The following is a 14,879-nucleotide window of genomic DNA, read 5'->3' on the forward strand; positions in this document are numbered from 1 at the left end:
TCCTTCGGCGCGACGGCCAAAACAACAATCGGCCGCCGCCGCTATCTATTTTGGGAACGGCTATGGATTGGCTCTGGAAATTTCCGACAATGAATGACGACGTGCTGCGCGAGCTGAAGAAGAGCGTCGATGAAGGATTTCGTGCCTTCACACGCGCCTATGGCGACAGCATCGAAGCAGCCTTCAGCCCGCTGCAGAGTTTTCTTATCTGGGCCGAACGGCTGCTGACCGGCACACCCTGGCCGATCATTCTGATTGTTTTTGCCGCCATTGCCTGGTTTGCCAGCCGCAGCTGGAAGGTCGTTATCGGCTGCGTTCTGACGCTTCTCGTCATCGGCTATTTCGACATGTGGCAGGATACGATGAAGACCGTGTCGATGATCTTCGTCTGTACCGTGCTCTCGATCGTGATCGGCCTGCCGCTCGGCATCCTGATGGCACGGTCGAATACGATGCAGAAGATCGTCAATCCGATCCTCGATGTCATGCAGACCATGCCGAGCTTCGTCTACCTGATCCCCGTCGTCATGCTTCTCGGCATCGGTCGCGTGCCTGGTGTCATTGCCGTCGTCATCTACGCCCTGCCGCCGATGATCCGCCTCACCAATCTCGGCATCCGCATGGTGGACGAGAATGTGCTGGAGGCAGCCGATGCCTTCGGTTCGTCGAGCTGGCAGAAGCTTCGCAACGTCCAGCTGCCGCTGGCGCTGCCGACCATCATGGCCGGCATCAACCAGACAATCATGATGGCGCTCGCCATGGTGGTCATCGCCTCCATGATCGGCGTTCAAGGGCTTGGCCAGCCGGTTCTCAAGGCTATCTCCAACCAGTATTTCACCCTCGGCGTCTTCAACGGTCTCGCAATCGTCGGCATTGCCATCATTTTCGACCGGATCAGCCAAGCCTATGGCCTACGTCTCCAGAAGCACCGGGAGATCGTGCATGGCTAGTAATTCGATCGAGATCCGAAGCCTCTTCAAGATCTTCGGCCCGCGCGGCCGCGACTATGTGGAAGCCGTCAGCAAGGGCATGTCGAAGACCGAGCTCAACAAAGTGCATGGTCATGTGCTGGGGCTGAAAGACATCAACATCACCATCCCCGGCGGCAAGATCACCGTCATCATGGGTCTTTCCGGCTCCGGCAAATCGACGCTGATCCGCCACATCAACCGGCTGATCGACCCGACTTCGGGCGAAGTCCTCTGTGGCGGCGAGGATGTCTGCCGCATGGATGCGTCGCAGCTTCGCGAATTCCGCCGCCGGAAGACCGCCATGGTCTTCCAGCGTTTCGGACTCCTGCCGCATCGCAACGTGCTGCAGAACACCGTCTACGGTCTGGAAATCCAGGGTGTCGCCAAGGCGGAGCGTGAGGAACGGGCCAATACCTGGATCAAGCGCGTCGGCCTGGAGGGCTTTCATGGGCACTATCCGAACCAGCTCTCCGGCGGTATGCAGCAGCGCGTTGGCCTGGCGCGAGCACTCACCAATGATGCCGAAATCCTGCTGATGGACGAGGCCTATTCGGCGCTCGATCCGCTGATCCGCGTCGACATGCAGACCGTCCTCCTCGAGCTGCAGAAGGATCTGAAGAAAACGGTGGTTTTCATCACCCACGATCTCGATGAAGCTCTCCGGCTCGGAGAGAAAATCGCCATCCTTCGCGACGGTGAGGTCATCCAGCAGGGTTCGGCGGCTGAAATCGTCCTCAATCCCGCCAATGATTACATTGCCGCCTTCGTCAAGGAGGTCAATCGCGGTCGGGTCATCAAGACTGGTGCCGTCGCGAAGCAAATCCCGGTCGAAAGCCAGCTGCAGTTTTCCGAAGATATGGATATCGAAGGAGCATTGCGCGAAATGTCTCGCGCTAACGTCTCCTCTGCCGCTGTCATGTCACAGGAGGGGCGGCCGCTGGGCGGCGTTTCGCTGCAGCAGTTGCTGGCGCTGCTTTTGCATCAGGCATGAAAATCTTAAGCAATCAGGCAGCATGCGGCCAAACACATGCCGTTTGTTTAAACATGGTTAATTTTTTCATTATAATCATCTTGGAGAAGGAACCGAACGACACGTCCGGATGTTGATAGCACGCTGTGGAGGACCTCGAAGATGTTCAAATTTTTCTCGATCAAGCCGTCGACTGAAGAATTCGACGCCGATACCGGCACCTATGCTGATGGCATGACCGACCGCTATTATCGTGATCTGACTGGCCGCACCGAAAATCGCTTCCGCTCCGCCCACGAGCGCGATTATGGCGCGGCCCGCGAGATCGCCGAACATGCGCCGCATGGCGTCACCGGCAACTGACCAGCAGTCTCCCTCTTTGCTGATATCAGGCGCGTAGCGTTTCCGGCGGTCGCCTGCTCAAATTGCTTGCAAGAACAGTTTTATTGCGGCCCTTGGCCTTGGCGTCGAGAAGGGCCGCGTCGGCGCGACTGACCAGAGTATCGACCGCGCCCTCTGCAGGTGACACTGCCACACCGATTGATACCGTCACTGCGCCAATGATCTGACCTGAGTATGAAAGTGCCGCGCCGCCGATCTGCGCGCGCAATTTTTCGGCGAATTCGAAACCACGCTCTTCGCTACAGTCCGGCAGCAGTATGGTAAACTCCTCCCCGCCAAAACGGAATGCATTGCCGATATCGGCGACAGCGCTGCGCAGGACCTGCCCGACATATTGCATGACCATGTCGCCGGCATCGTGACCGAACTGGTCGTTGAAACGCTTGAAGTGATCGATGTCGATCATCAGGCAGGCGAGTTGCTCTTCGCCATTGTCGCGCCCACGTCGATGCAGCATATCGTCGAGGAAACGGCGGTTGAAGAGCGCGGTCAACGGGTCGCGGATAGCAAGATCAGTCAGCTTTTCACGAAACTGCAGATTGGCGACCGCCAACCCGACATTCTCGGCGATCAGCTCCAGATAGAGGCGGACATTGTCCAGCACTGGCGTCTGCGCGTGACGCTCCTCGAGATAGAGGAGACCGATCATATCACCCTGTGCCGTCAACGGGAAACAGGAGGCCGCAACACCACTCCCCTCGACATGCTGACAGGGCACATCGCCGTCACCAGTGCCGCTCCTATGCGGGCGGCCGCGTCGCAGAGCCCAGCAGGCATTGGCCGGAAAGGCCGCCTGCGCGTTGACAGGCTCCAGCCACGTGCCGGCTTGCGCGAGAGCGGACTTATCCTCGTTGAGGATATAAAGACTTCCGGCAATGCCTGGAAAGATCTGCGGCGCGAAGCGCGCAACGACATCGGCCAGCTCATGTTGATTTTCACAAGCCTGAAGGCGATGCATCATCTGCAGGATGAGGTCCTTGGTATGCTGGTCAGCCCGCCGCTCCGCATCCAGGCGTTCACGCTCAAGCCCGTTTTCGCGAAAGATCTGGATGGCCTCGTTCATCTCGCCTATTTCATCGCGGCGGTGGTCGTCAGGGACCTCGACCGCGTAATCCTGCCTCGCGAGTCGGGTAACGATGCCGGTCATACGCACCAGAGGCATGGCCACGCGGCGCCGCAGGATGAAGTAGAGCACCGCTAGGAAGAGCAGGCCGGTCATCGTCAGCATGATCTTGGCGACAAGGCTCCATTGGTCGCTGCGCCGACGTGCATCGTCGAGTGCCGCTCCAGTGCGTGTCGCCGTGATATCGCGCAGATGCCCGGCCGACTCCATGAGAGCCGTTTGCAACCGCTCGTGCTCCGCCCCGAAAAGTGTTTGCTGCGCTGCCTGTCTGTCCCCCCTCTGGAAAGTATCGACAGCGGCGGCTTCCACCGCGTCAAGTGCCTCAGCCTGCTTGTCCATGCCCTCGAGAATATTCCGCTCGACAACAGATATGTCCCTTGCCGCAATCTGCTCGGCCGCCGTTTCGCGCCGCCGTTCGGTCTCCTCGTCCGCCTTGAAGGCATCGAGGTGGCGCTGTTCGCCGCGCATGACGTAGAGCCTTGCTTCATCGCTGGAGACTTCCGCACCCGTCTCAAGCTGTTCGGTCAGCGTATCGAGAGCGAGATGTTCCTCAACCGCACGCCGCTCGTCGTCGGCGCTGCGCGACGACATGATGAAAGCAACAGCCGAAAGTGCCGTGAGGATCACGGTTATACCGTAGGCCCAGTTGGTGATGGTGCTTATTCTCATATGGCCATGATAGCGAAATCGGATTGAAGGGGAATTAAAGAAACCCCTAACATAATATTGTTGCAGTATACGGTTCGCGAAAAGGCGCGAGAATCTGCATCGAGCAATAGCTGCAGAATGGCGTAGCGGCGGGCATGGCTCTTGGCACTCGCAGCGCGGTGCGGGTCGATATCGAAGGGTCTCAATCAATCAGTTTTGTGTAACTGACCCGGCCTGTGGCCGCCCTCTACCGGATTTGTTTCAAGAGGTAATTGTAATGAGCCTAGCTGGGCCAGTTGCAACGGACCATTGAGTGCGCAACAAGCGAACAGCGATGTTCACCTGTATTTGACGTCTGGACGCGGCGGAGACGCCGCGTCCAGACCGGTTTTTCAATCAGACGAGATCGAAACGATCCGCGTTCATGACCTTGTTCCACGCGGCAACGAAGTCCTTGACGAACTTCGCCTTGGCATCGGACTGGCCGTAGACTTCCGCAAGCGCACGCAGCTGCGAATGCGAACCGAAGATCAGATCGACGCGGGTACCGGTCCACTTGGAGGCACCGGTCTTGCGGTCGCGGCCCTCATAAACGCCGGTCTTGCCGGCGACCGGAGCCCAGACGGTGCCCATGTCGAGCAAGTTGACGAAAAAGTCGTTCGTCAGCACTTCCGGACGCGTGGTGAAGACGCCGTGCTCCGGCTTGCCAGCCGTTAGCACGCGCAGGCCGCCGATCAGAACGGTCATTTCAGGCGCGGTCAGCGTCAGTAGCTGGGCGCGGTCAACGAGGGCTTCTTCCGCCTTCAGGAACTGCAGACGCTTGTCGTTAACATAGTTGCGGAAAGCGTCGGCACGCGGCTCCAGGGCTGCGAAGGAAGCGGCATCGGTCTGTTCCTGCGATGCGTCCATACGGCCCGGCGTGAACGGCACGACGATGTCCTGTCCGCCGGCCTTGGCAGCCTTTTCGACACCGGCTGCACCGGCAAGCACGATCAGGTCGGCGAGAGACACCTTCTTGCCACCGGTCTGGGCCGCGTTGAAGTCCTTCTGGATGCCTTCGAGAGTGCCGAGAACCTTGGCGAGCTGCGCCGGCTCGTTGACCTCCCAGTCCTTCTGCGGAGCAAGGCGGATGCGTGCGCCATTGGCGCCGCCCCGCTTGTCGGAGCCACGGAAGCTCGAAGCCGACGCCCACGCGGTCGAGACGATTTCCTGGACGGTGAGGCCGGAGGCACCGACCTTGACCTTGAGGTCAGCAATGTCCTTGTCGTCGATGAGGGGATGATCGACGGCCGGGATGACATCCTGCCAGATCAAGTCTTCCGCCGGAACTTCCTTACCGAGATAGCGGACCTTCGGGCCCATGTCGCGATGGGTGAGCTTGAACCAGGCGCGAGCAAAGGCGTCTGCGAACTGATCCGGGTTTTCGAGGAAGCGGCGTGAGATCGCCTCGTAGACCGGATCGACGCGCAGTGCGAGGTCGGAGGTGAGCATTCGCGGCAGGTGCTTCTTCGAAGAATCGAACGCATCCGGAATGGTGGCACCAGCGCCCTTTGCGACCCACTGATGGGCACCGCCCGGGCTCTTTTCCAGCTCCCATTCATAGCCGAACAGGTTCCAGAAGAAGTTATTGCTCCACCTGGTCGGGGTCGTCGTCCAGGTAACTTCCAGACCGCTGCCGATGGCATCGCGGCCGACACCGCTGTTGAACTTGCTCGTCCAGCCGAGCCCCTGCGCCTCGATCTCTCCGCCTTCAGGATCGACGCCGACAAACGAGGGGTCGCCAGCACCATGGGTCTTGCCGAAGGTATGGCCGCCGGCGATCAGCGCCACGGTCTCTTCGTCATTCATCGCCATGCGGGCGAAGGTCTCGCGAATGTCGCGAGCGGATGCGAGCGGATCGGGAGTGCCGTTCGGGCCTTCCGGGTTGACATAGATGAGGCCCATCTGCACGGCGCCGAGAGGTTCTGCCAGCTCGCGTTCGCCGCTGTAGCGCTCGTCGCCCAACCATGTGCCTTCCGGACCCCAGTAGAGCTCTTCCGGTTCCCAGACGTCGGCACGGCCGCCGGCGAAGCCGAAGGTCTTGAAACCCATGGATTCGAGCGCGACGTTGCCGGTGAGGATCAGCAGGTCGGCCCAGGAAATGCTGTTGCCGTATTTCTGCTTGATCGGCCAGAGCAGGCGGCGAGCCTTGTCGAGGTTGACGTTGTCAGGCCAGCTGTTGAGCGGTGCAAAACGCTGCTGGCCCTGACCGGCGCCCCCGCGGCCGTCGGTGATGCGGTAGGTGCCGGCGCTGTGCCAGGCCATGCGGATGAACAGACCGCCGTAGTGACCGAAGTCCGCCGGCCACCAATCCTGCGAATCCGTCATCAACGCATGAAGATCCTTCTTCACTGCATCGAGATCGAGCTTCTTGAACTCTTCCGCATAGTCGAAATCCTTGCCCAGCGGATCCGAAAGGCCGGAATGATGGTGAAGCATCTGCAGGTCGAGTTGGTTCGGCCACCAGTCGCGATTGCCTCTGCGACTTGCTCCCGAATGATCAACGGGACATTTACCCGCGCTGTCAGGTTTCTGGTCCATAGTTTTCTCCTGTTGCTCCAGGCGACCATTCGACAGCCGCCTTGTCCGTTAAACTATTGGGCCTGATTGCGTGCCTGCATCTCACCCGGGTTCGATCGGAGTCGGCACGCATCCTCCCTCTCATTTCTTTTTATCGGAAGCGTATGATAATTTTAAGTTGGATTTACTGATGAGCGCGATAAGTTCACCTTATGACCAACGTTACACTGAAACAGCTTCGTTATTTTGAAGCCCTGGCACGTCACGGCCGCTTTCGGCATGCGGCTGATGCCTGCGCTATCTCGCAACCCGCTTTATCCATGCAGATCAAAGAGCTGGAAGAAGAGCTCGGCGGAGATCTCTTCGAACGCGGCGCGCGCGAGGTACGGCTGACCTCCTTCGGACAGCTCTTTTCGCTGCGTGTACGCGACATTCTTCGGGCGGTTGACGAGCTCGGGGATCTGGCGCGCGCATCACAGGACAGGCTGCTGACGCGGCTTAGGATCGGGATAATCCCAACCATTGCACCCTATCTGTTGCCAACGATCATCAGCGACCTGAACAAAACCTTCGACAACATTGAAATCCAGGTGCGCGAGACACTGACGACACGGCTGGTTCACGAAGTGGCACAAGGCGAACTCGATCTGGCCGTCGTGGCACTGCCGGTATCGCAACCGTCGCTCACCGAGATCAAATTGTTCGACGAAGAATTCCTGTTGGTCCGACGGCGCGAAGATGAAGGCAAGCCGGTGCCGGAACCAGAGGCTCTGCGCGAAATGCGCCTGCTTCTGCTTGAGGAAGGGCACTGCTTTCGCGATCAGGCCCTGTCATTCTGCGGCATACAATCGGCACGCCCTCGGGAAATCATGGAAGGCAGTTCTCTTTCGACGCTGGTGCAGATGGTCAGCGCCGGCATTGGTATAACCCTGATCCCCGAAATGGCGGTGCCGGTTGAGACGCGTTCGGCAGATGTCTCCATCTCCCGGTTCCGCACGCCCCAGCCCTTGCGAACGATTGGAATCATCTGGCGCAATTCGACGCCTTTGACCAAGCAACTGCTCCAGATTTCCGAAGTCATCCGCCATTCGGCTGGAAGCCTGCGCCGTCAGGTCTCAGCAGAGTGAGCCTAATCCTGTATCCGCCGATTTCACGACCGGTTTTGCTGCTCGCCATCGTAACCATTCCCGCCGTCCTGATCCTTTCCCCACCGAAGCAGGTTGATTAGTGGATATCAGGTTAACAGAGAGGCGCGGTGGCAATACCGGCCCACGCCGAAATGGAGAACATTGAAGAGGACGCGGGTATGGGCCGGATCGACGATGTAGCGACCTGCGGCAATATTTTGCGGATTGGGATCGACGGCAAATGTGGCAGCGTCAGCGGCAGACCCAAGCAGTCTCCCATGTTGGGCAAAAGCGAATATTCCGGCGCCGGGATCGGAACGAAGCTCGCTGACGGCGTCTTCGCGCTGATCAGGAAAACGGCCAGAAGGTCGTCCCGCAATGCGAGTTCATGGCGCGGTATGCCGCAAGGCACCCCGAGTACAATGATCTGATCACCGGCTGATATTTTCGCCTTTTGCCACGAAAAGACGCCGGCAGCAGTCACACGGGATCAAGTCCGCAGCGGCCGCATTCCCACGCGACCGCGATATCGATCGATTTTTATACCAGCCCGGCCTTGTCCAGACCGTAAAGCTTGTCTGCAGAACCCGGCACGGCCTTGACGGCAACACTGATCCGGTTCCATGCGTTGATCGCCATGACCTGGAAGGTCAGGTCGGAAACTTCCTTCTCAGAAAGCTGGCCGCGGACCTTCTCGTAGAGTTCGTCCGGAACGCCGGTGTCGGAGAGCTTGGTGACCGCTTCGGTCCAGGCAAGCGCTGCACGTTCGCGCGGGCTGAACAGCGTTGATTCACGCCAGGCGGCGACATGATAGAGACGGAGTTCGCGCTCACCGTGGATCTTTGCTTCCTTGGAATGCATGTCCACGCAGAAGCTGCAGCCATTGATCTGGGACGCGCGGATTTCGACCAAATCCCTGATCGTCTGCTCAATAGAGCTCTCTTTCAGCTCCATGGTAAAGGCGGTGAACTTTTTTACGAGTTCCGGCGAAAGTTGGGCGTAATTCAGTCTTTGCGTCATATCATCCTCGTCCTTCAAAATTGCTGATTTGGCGGGCCAACCGCAAAGGCAAGCGCCTGCATGCGGTCATAGAATGAGTAGCAAGCACGACGAGAAGCGGTAGCTAACCATCGGTTGGGGGATGAGCCCGACATAGGGGCGGCCCTGTCAGTTGCGGTGGCTGACCGAGATTTCCAGCGGGACTGCCGCATCTGCGGCGGTCCCGCGAGCTTGTTTACCGCAATGCATGCTTTCGTATTTCGGTCTCGATGAAATCCGAAAAGAGGCGCAGCCGGTAGGTCGGCATTCGACCGAAAGCGTGGACAGCCTGGAACGGCATCGTCTCCAGCTTGAGATCGGGCAGAAGCTGGATCAATTCTCCTCGATCCAGCTCCTCCTGAACGATGCATTTCATCAGATAAGCAACACCTGCCCCACTCAATGCCGCAATTCGGATCGCCGTCGCCGTGTCGAGGTCCACCCGGCCCGTCGGTATCATCGTCGCGCCATCGGCAAAGTGAATGGGATATGGGTGGCCGTCGATCGCATATCGCGCGAAAGGAATTTCGCGCAGCCTCTCCACCGAGCTCACCCGTCCCCGCGTTTCGACAAAGGCAGGAGATGCAACCAGCGCCATTTCCAGATGCACCAGCGTTCGCATCATCAGGTCGCTTCCCGCGACCTTGCCGACGCGAAAGACGATGTCGTAGTTTTCGCGGATCAGGTCGACGTGGCGATCCGTCGTCCCGAGATCGAGCGTAATGCCGGGATGCTGCGGCAGGAAACGCGTGAAGATGGGCGGCATGAGCAGCCTCGCAAGCTCGCTTGGCAGGCTTACACGCAAATGGCCGGTCGCGCCGCGATCCGCCTGAAAGACATCCGAAGATTCCTCGATCTGCCGGAGAAGTGGCGCAATATTTCCGAAGAAAGTTTCTCCGTCAGGCGTCAGCGTCAGGATACGTGTCGAACGACGAAAAAGCTTCACCCCCAGCAGGCTCTCCAACCGGGAAACACTTTTCGATACGCCCGAGGGTGTTGTCTGCAGGCTGCGCGCCGCAGCACTGAAGGATCCCGTCTCCACGGTTCGGGCAAAAGCTACCAACCCCGCGGTTTCGCCCAGCAAATTGCCCATCTCGCCTCCACGAATTTAACCTGCAGATAGGCAGCAACGCCCGGATATCGGCTGCGGCACCACAATGGTCACCCATGTGCATGGTTGCGGAATACGGATCGGATGGCTTGCAGCAGATAGGACCGCCTGCGGTCATGCTGCATGGCGTGATCGCCGATATTCTCGCTCAATGCCTCCCGATAGGCGAGATTTGCTGCAAGGTCTTCTGCGAGTTCGGAGCGCTCGTATAGGAGCGGTGCAAAAGCCTCCTTGCCGATTTCATAGACGGTCACCCGTGTTACCGCTTGAAGCGCATGGCTCTCGCCAATCCCGGCAAGAAAGCCCCCTTCGCCAAAAAAATCGCCAGGCGCCAGGCGCGCCGTCTCTTTGCCGTTCCGCCGCATCGAAACGATGCCTGCCCGGATGATCATGAGGCTGGCAAGAGAGCCTCCTTCTTTCGCGATCTCGTCACCGGGAGCAAAGGTGCGCTTGGCCGCAGATGCCGCAAGCGTCATTATCTCGTCGGCTGTGAGCACAGAGAAAACGGGGATTGCTTCGATGAGACTTTGCGCCGGGCCTGCGCTGGAGACCAGTGCATTCAGTGCGGAGGACTCGTCTGACGTGATGACCTTGCTGAGCGGCATCGCAAGCTGAAGTCCGCTGGACTTGCAGTGACGATATACAAGGTCGATGACCTCACTGCGCGCGAGGCCTCGCCGCAGCGGACTGGTCACTTGAAAATAGAGTTCGATATAAACCGCACTGGCATCGATGCCGACAAGTGAAACGGCTGGTGGCGGATCCTTGATGATGGAATTGCAGCTATCCAGCACCGTTTGCATGACGCCGAGGATGATGTGCGGCATGCGTGTCGGAACAATCCGTATTGGTAGCGTAATCAGGTGGTTTTCATCCGGTTGGCTGATATTGGTCAGCCCAAGTTTGGCAAGCACGCTGTTCGGCAAGACGACGATATTATGAGCGGCCGTCAGCAGATGCGTCGAGCGCCAGTTGCTGGCGACGATCCGCCCTTCCGTGCCGTCGCTGAGCAAAATCCAATCGCCGATGACATAGGGACGTCCAAGCGTCAGAGCGATCCCGGAGAACACGTCTCCCAACGTATTCTGCAAGGCAAGACCAAGGATGACGGCGATGACGCCTGACGTCGCGAGCAACGTGCCGATCGGAACCCCGAAGACGAAAGCCATGACCGACAGGGCGACACCGAGATAAACCACCGCAATCAAGAGGTCCTGAATGAGTCTTGCTTCTCGCGGCCTACCATCCAGCACGATGTAGATGCGCAGGAAGCCGATGACCGCCCAGGAGAGATGCACCCACCAGAGGATCTTGGCAGAGACAAAAAGTGCGCTCATGCTTTCTAGATGCGGCGGGTCAAACCGAAACGGAACAATCCCTGCCAGCAGGAGGACGATCGTCATCGCGGCAAAGAAGGCGATCTGCACAATCAGGCGCGCATTTGGCCGGGAACGCCCCTGCAGATGCCATACGACGATGCCCGCTATGCCGAGGACATTCAGCACGACGACGAACGAAACGATTTCCTGCGGCATCCGGTTTTCTCATCGACAATAATTACAGGGAAACACGCCAGCCGTCGTCTGGAAGTGCAGCAACCGGCCAGTTGGAATGAGATAGCTTCTGAGCTCGCTCCTGTCGGGCTATGCCCGACACCGGGTTCCCGGAAAGCCGGCTGGCGGCGTCTTGGTTTCACCCGCGTCGAGATCGAGACTTCTGAGTTCGAGCAGCAATTTCAGCCGATTGAGTAGAATACGGATTTTCCACGCGCTTCCGGAAAATTGACTGTTATAAAGGCGAAGCATGATCGGGCCTTTGGCAATAAGTGCACGACGCGCAGCATAATCGCTCGCCAGCCTGCCTGACCACTAAAACAAGAGTGGGCTTGACACCAAGCCTGCCATCCATTGTTCGACAGCCTTAAGTGCGAATCCATCGGGCCATCGCCACGGATCGGTCAAGCAATATTTGTCGATACTATCACGGTTGAAAACCTGGCTGATATCGTCGCGGATTTTCAAATTACGCTTCCGGCGTCAGAGCATGAGAACCTTTGATCGAGCCGCCTGGACCGAATTTCTGGGTCGGAGACAAACTTCTGTTTAGTTGAAAGGCGACCAATGTCGATTACCATAGGATGCAGGATGAGGGCAGCCTCATGGGGAACCAGATAGTCGCTAAAGCTTCCATTGGCATCAACGATGTCTGGGGCCTGGCGAGCAGATCCATACCATCTTGAAAGACCATGTGTTCCACTGATGCCAGCGATTTATAAGGCGTACCAATATTCTCAAAATGCCGGATGAACCGGCTCAATGTTGTCAGAGGTCTTATGCAATCCGGGAAAAAAACGCCGATCGCAATCATTGACGACGATCAGTTTCTGTTGGAATCGCTGAAGGATCTGTTCGAAGCGACTGGCATTGAAAGCCGGACCTACGCGTCCGCGGACGCCTTCCTCGATTCCGGCGACATGCATCACGTGAATTGCATATTGGCGGACGTGAGAATGCCCGGAACCAGCGGCCTTGACCTGCTCTCAGCCGTGGTCCGGGATGGCGGTCCGCCGGTTTGCATAATGACCTCTTTTGCCGACAACCGCACGGAAGCAGCCGCAAGATCATCGGGCGCAGCTGCGTTTCTGGAAAAACCGCTGAGCTCCAAAGACCTGATGGAATTCGCAGCCTCCGCTGCAAAGCGTTGATCCCGGCCACGCCATATATCCAAATCAATTTCGCTCGGGACTGCGAAACCGTTCGTCACTATGCTCACCATCTGCGCGACGGCAACATCAGGGCTTCGAGCTTCGGCCCCGGCAGGAGCGCTGGTGATGAACGAGGAGCAAAATGCATAAGCTTGACAGCGCCAACCGCCATTCCCTCGTGAACTGGCTGATATCAGGCGTAAGAGACGAGCTGCAGATCGAGCCCATATTTCTGCAACTCTGTGATCGTCTTGTTGCTTGTGGCGTCGCCCTCAGCCGCGCCAGTCTCCATCTTCGGGTTCATCATCCCCAGTGGCTCGGAACGCGCGTGGTCTGGATCAAGGATCACGGGCAAGCGGATATCATGACGATCGGCTACGATGTCGAGGCGACCGACGCCTTCCTCCGAAGTCCGTTTCGTGTCGTCATCAAAAGCGGTGTGGAAATCCGGCAGCGGCTTCAGATCCACGGACCGCATCAATTTCCCGTCTTCGAAGAACTGAAGGAGGAAGGCCATACCGATTACCTCGCTTGGCCTCTTGACCATACCCAGGGCAAGAGACACCTCGCGACGTTTTCGACGAGCGAGCTCGGCGGATTCACGGACGAGGAAATAGCGTTCTTTCGGGAAATCCTTCCGCTGTTTTCACTGGTCAGCGAAATTCGCCTCAAGAACCAGCTGGCGCTGACGCTGCTGCAAACCTATGTCGGCCCTCACGCCGGGGAACAGATTCTGGACGGCGCAACGACACGCGGAAGCGGCGTTTCGATAAATGCAGCGATCATGATCTGCGATCTCAGAAGCTTCACGAAGCTCTCCGATCGTCGGCCACGCGACGAGGTTATTTCCATCCTGAACCAGTATTTCGATGCTGTCGCCGATCCGATCGAAAGGCATGGCGGCGAAATCCTCAAGTTCATGGGGGATGGATTGCTGGCCATCTTTCCCCTTGAGCAGGCTGACGCCTGTACCGATCTCCTGCGGGCCGTCTTTGAGGCGCAAGAGGCGATCAAGGGGCTCCAGGGAACGGCTCTCGGACACGAGGTCCGCTACGGCACGGGCATTCATCTTGGAGAGGTGATGTATGGCAATATCGGCTCCAAAAAGAGACTGGATTTTACCGTGATCGGTCCCGCCGTGAACATTGCCTCCCGTCTTGAAGCTCTGACGAAAGAACTGCAGCGCCCCGTCCTGATATCAGCAGACTTCGTGCGGATCGCGGGCTGCGCGGATCAGACGGAATGCCTGGGTACCTATAACCTCAGAGGCTTCGAACAGCCGGTCGAGGTTCATGCGCTCCGCCTTCCGCCGACCGGGCTCTGACATCCGATGGCGAAGTCTCGTTTATTTCTTGAGCCTCGGGCGCTCGTCCACCGTCACGCTGCAATCCAGAATATAGCCGGTTCCGCGTGCCGTCCTGATGAGTCTCGGGTTTGACGGTTCCGTTTCCAGCTTGCGTCGCAGGCGAAGAACCAGCGCATCGATGCTTCGATCGAATATCTCCTCCGAATGGACGCGGCTCGCCGCAAGCAACTTTTCGCGGGACAGGACCTGTTCTGGCGCGTTCAGGAATGCGACCAGGAGATTGAATTCGGCGGCCGTCAGCTTCGTCTCGCCGAATTCCGGCCGTGTAAGTGTCCGCTGGCGCATGGAGAGCGTCCAGTCGCCAAACATATAGGTCCGACGCTCCCTGCCGGTCTCGGGCGCGGGCCTCACCCGCATGGCCGCCTTTAGTCGTGCCAGGAATTCTCGCAGACCGAAAGGCTTGGTGATGTAGTCGCTTGCGCCAAGTTCGAATCCCAGAACCTTGTCGGCTTCCTCGATGCGGTCGGCACTGGTGATGACGATGGGCGCCGTCAAGAGTGTCGCCAACTGCCGCACGATCTCCAGGGCGTCCTCTCCTTTGAGATTCAGATCGATGACGAATGCATCGATCATATCCGTCGAGAGCACGCTCTGGAGTTCATCACCACTGCTAACGGCAGTGACGCGAAACGCCTGCTGCACGAGAAAATCACTGATGAGACTGCGCGCAGAGCGATCGTCATCGACAACGAGGATATGCTGCATGGGCTTCTCCGTCCGACTAAGCGACGGGGCACAGCTCGGCCATATATAACAATGGCTTGCGATGAGTTTGTCGTTAATGGCGCCCCTCTCCGTTCATAGTCGAAGAGCGCCCTCCGGACGATCAAACGTCCGTTTAGGTTTCACCGGAAAATCTG

14 protein-coding genes are annotated in these 14,879 nt (G+C 58.3%); 8 read left to right on the plus strand and 6 right to left on the minus strand.

Going from position 1 to position 14,879, the window contains the following annotated elements:
* Nucleotides 1-62 precede the first annotated feature (62 nt).
* From PMI11_RS31615 to PMI11_RS31625, 3 genes are all read left to right on the plus strand, one after another.
* Nucleotides 63-950 (plus strand): ABC transporter permease, encoded by an 888-nt coding sequence (locus PMI11_RS31615; protein ID WP_007825646.1) that lies wholly within the window; start codon nt 63-65, stop codon nt 948-950.
* Nucleotides 943-1,962 carry a quaternary amine ABC transporter ATP-binding protein gene (locus tag PMI11_RS31620; RefSeq protein WP_007825648.1) on the plus strand — a complete coding sequence of 340 codons (1,020 nt, stop codon included), beginning with the start codon at nt 943-945 and terminating at the stop codon, nt 1,960-1,962. Before PMI11_RS31615 ends, PMI11_RS31620 begins: the two co-directional genes overlap by 8 nt.
* Before the next feature lie 141 nt (nt 1,963-2,103).
* The gene (locus tag PMI11_RS31625) at nt 2,104-2,304 is read left to right on the plus strand and encodes a hypothetical protein (RefSeq protein WP_007825650.1); all 201 of its coding nucleotides are present in this window, start codon (nt 2,104-2,106) and stop codon (nt 2,302-2,304) included.
* Between the two features lie 25 nt (nt 2,305-2,329).
* Here PMI11_RS31625 and PMI11_RS31630 read toward each other — a convergent pair whose 3' ends face one another.
* Nucleotides 2,330-4,135 carry a diguanylate cyclase gene (locus tag PMI11_RS31630; RefSeq protein ID WP_007825651.1) on the minus strand — a complete coding sequence of 602 codons (1,806 nt, stop codon included), beginning with the start codon at nt 4,133-4,135 and terminating at the stop codon, nt 2,330-2,332.
* A 375-nt stretch (nt 4,136-4,510) separates the two neighbouring features.
* Nucleotides 4,511-6,694: a catalase/peroxidase HPI gene (katG, locus tag PMI11_RS31635; protein WP_007825653.1), complete on the minus strand. Its 2,184-nt coding sequence runs from the start codon at nt 6,692-6,694 to the stop codon at nt 4,511-4,513.
* Between the two features lie 191 nt (nt 6,695-6,885).
* On the opposite strand from katG, the gene PMI11_RS31640 reads away from it, so the two are divergent.
* Both PMI11_RS31640 and PMI11_RS38295 read left to right on the plus strand, forming a co-directional pair.
* Nucleotides 6,886-7,800 (plus strand): hydrogen peroxide-inducible genes activator, encoded by a 915-nt coding sequence (locus PMI11_RS31640; RefSeq protein WP_037072564.1) that lies wholly within the window; start codon nt 6,886-6,888, stop codon nt 7,798-7,800.
* Between the two features lie 128 nt (nt 7,801-7,928).
* The gene (locus PMI11_RS38295; protein ID WP_037096958.1) at nt 7,929-8,231 is read left to right on the plus strand and encodes a hypothetical protein; all 303 of its coding nucleotides are present in this window, start codon (nt 7,929-7,931) and stop codon (nt 8,229-8,231) included.
* 109 nt (nt 8,232-8,340) lie between these two features.
* Here PMI11_RS38295 and PMI11_RS31650 read toward each other — a convergent pair whose 3' ends face one another.
* The 3 genes from PMI11_RS31650 to PMI11_RS31660 form a co-directional block, all read right to left on the minus strand.
* Entirely contained in the window at nt 8,341-8,820 is a 480-nt protein-coding gene (locus PMI11_RS31650) for a carboxymuconolactone decarboxylase family protein (protein WP_007825658.1), read from the minus strand.
* Nucleotides 8,821-9,034: 214 nt separating this feature from the next.
* Nucleotides 9,035-9,931: a LysR family transcriptional regulator gene (locus tag PMI11_RS31655; protein ID WP_007825660.1), complete on the minus strand. Its 897-nt coding sequence runs from the start codon at nt 9,929-9,931 to the stop codon at nt 9,035-9,037.
* Nucleotides 9,932-9,999: 68 nt separating this feature from the next.
* Nucleotides 10,000-11,286: a cyclic nucleotide-binding domain-containing protein gene (locus PMI11_RS31660; protein ID WP_244430732.1), complete on the minus strand. Its 1,287-nt coding sequence runs from the start codon at nt 11,284-11,286 to the stop codon at nt 10,000-10,002.
* A gap of 9 nt (nt 11,287-11,295) precedes the next feature.
* On the opposite strand from PMI11_RS31660, the gene PMI11_RS38300 reads away from it, so the two are divergent.
* The 3 genes from PMI11_RS38300 to PMI11_RS31670 all read left to right on the plus strand — a co-directional run bounded on the left by PMI11_RS38300 (nt 11,296) and on the right by PMI11_RS31670 (nt 13,977).
* Nucleotides 11,296-11,700 carry a hypothetical protein gene (locus PMI11_RS38300; RefSeq protein WP_244430734.1) on the plus strand — a complete coding sequence of 135 codons (405 nt, stop codon included), beginning with the start codon at nt 11,296-11,298 and terminating at the stop codon, nt 11,698-11,700.
* Nucleotides 11,701-12,281: 581 nt separating this feature from the next.
* A complete protein-coding gene (locus PMI11_RS31665; RefSeq protein WP_007825664.1) occupies nt 12,282-12,653 on the plus strand; it encodes a response regulator transcription factor in 372 nt (123 codons plus the stop codon).
* A gap of 142 nt (nt 12,654-12,795) precedes the next feature.
* Entirely contained in the window at nt 12,796-13,977 is a 1,182-nt protein-coding gene (locus PMI11_RS31670; RefSeq protein ID WP_007825666.1) for an adenylate/guanylate cyclase domain-containing protein, read from the plus strand.
* A gap of 21 nt (nt 13,978-13,998) precedes the next feature.
* Here PMI11_RS31670 and PMI11_RS31675 read toward each other — a convergent pair whose 3' ends face one another.
* Nucleotides 13,999-14,724, minus strand: coding sequence for a winged helix-turn-helix domain-containing protein (locus tag PMI11_RS31675; protein WP_007825668.1), 726 nt, complete (start codon nt 14,722-14,724; stop codon nt 13,999-14,001).
* Between the last annotated feature and the right edge of the window lie 155 nt (nt 14,725-14,879).

The sequence above is a fragment of the Rhizobium sp. CF142 genome (genome assembly GCF_000281145.1).
In the GTDB taxonomy this organism is placed as follows: Bacteria; Pseudomonadota; Alphaproteobacteria; order Rhizobiales; family Rhizobiaceae; genus Rhizobium.

What these genes read in the sequence shown, in the direction of transcription:
- PMI11_RS31655 (WP_007825660.1), bottom strand. Translation starts at nt 9,931, where the DNA reads ATGGGCAATTTGCTGGGCGAAACCGCGGGGTTGGTAGCTTTTGCCCGA.
- PMI11_RS31665 (WP_007825664.1), top strand. Translation starts at nt 12,282, where the DNA reads ATGCAATCCGGGAAAAAAACGCCGATCGCAATCATTGACGACGATCAG.
- PMI11_RS31670 (WP_007825666.1), top strand. Translation starts at nt 12,796, where the DNA reads ATGCATAAGCTTGACAGCGCCAACCGCCATTCCCTCGTGAACTGGCTG.
- PMI11_RS31620 (WP_007825648.1), top strand. Translation starts at nt 943, where the DNA reads ATGGCTAGTAATTCGATCGAGATCCGAAGCCTCTTCAAGATCTTCGGC.
- PMI11_RS31625 (WP_007825650.1), top strand. Translation starts at nt 2,104, where the DNA reads ATGTTCAAATTTTTCTCGATCAAGCCGTCGACTGAAGAATTCGACGCC.
- PMI11_RS31615 (WP_007825646.1), top strand. Translation starts at nt 63, where the DNA reads ATGGATTGGCTCTGGAAATTTCCGACAATGAATGACGACGTGCTGCGC.
- PMI11_RS31640 (WP_037072564.1), top strand. Translation starts at nt 6,886, where the DNA reads ATGACCAACGTTACACTGAAACAGCTTCGTTATTTTGAAGCCCTGGCA.
- PMI11_RS31630 (WP_007825651.1), bottom strand. Translation starts at nt 4,135, where the DNA reads ATGAGAATAAGCACCATCACCAACTGGGCCTACGGTATAACCGTGATC.
- PMI11_RS31650 (WP_007825658.1), bottom strand. Translation starts at nt 8,820, where the DNA reads ATGACGCAAAGACTGAATTACGCCCAACTTTCGCCGGAACTCGTAAAA.
- PMI11_RS31675 (WP_007825668.1), bottom strand. Translation starts at nt 14,724, where the DNA reads ATGCAGCATATCCTCGTTGTCGATGACGATCGCTCTGCGCGCAGTCTC.
- katG (WP_007825653.1), bottom strand. Translation starts at nt 6,694, where the DNA reads ATGGACCAGAAACCTGACAGCGCGGGTAAATGTCCCGTTGATCATTCG.
- PMI11_RS31660 (WP_244430732.1), bottom strand. Translation starts at nt 11,286, where the DNA reads ATGAGCGCACTTTTTGTCTCTGCCAAGATCCTCTGGTGGGTGCATCTC.
- PMI11_RS38300 (WP_244430734.1), top strand. Translation starts at nt 11,296, where the DNA reads ATGCGGCGGGTCAAACCGAAACGGAACAATCCCTGCCAGCAGGAGGAC.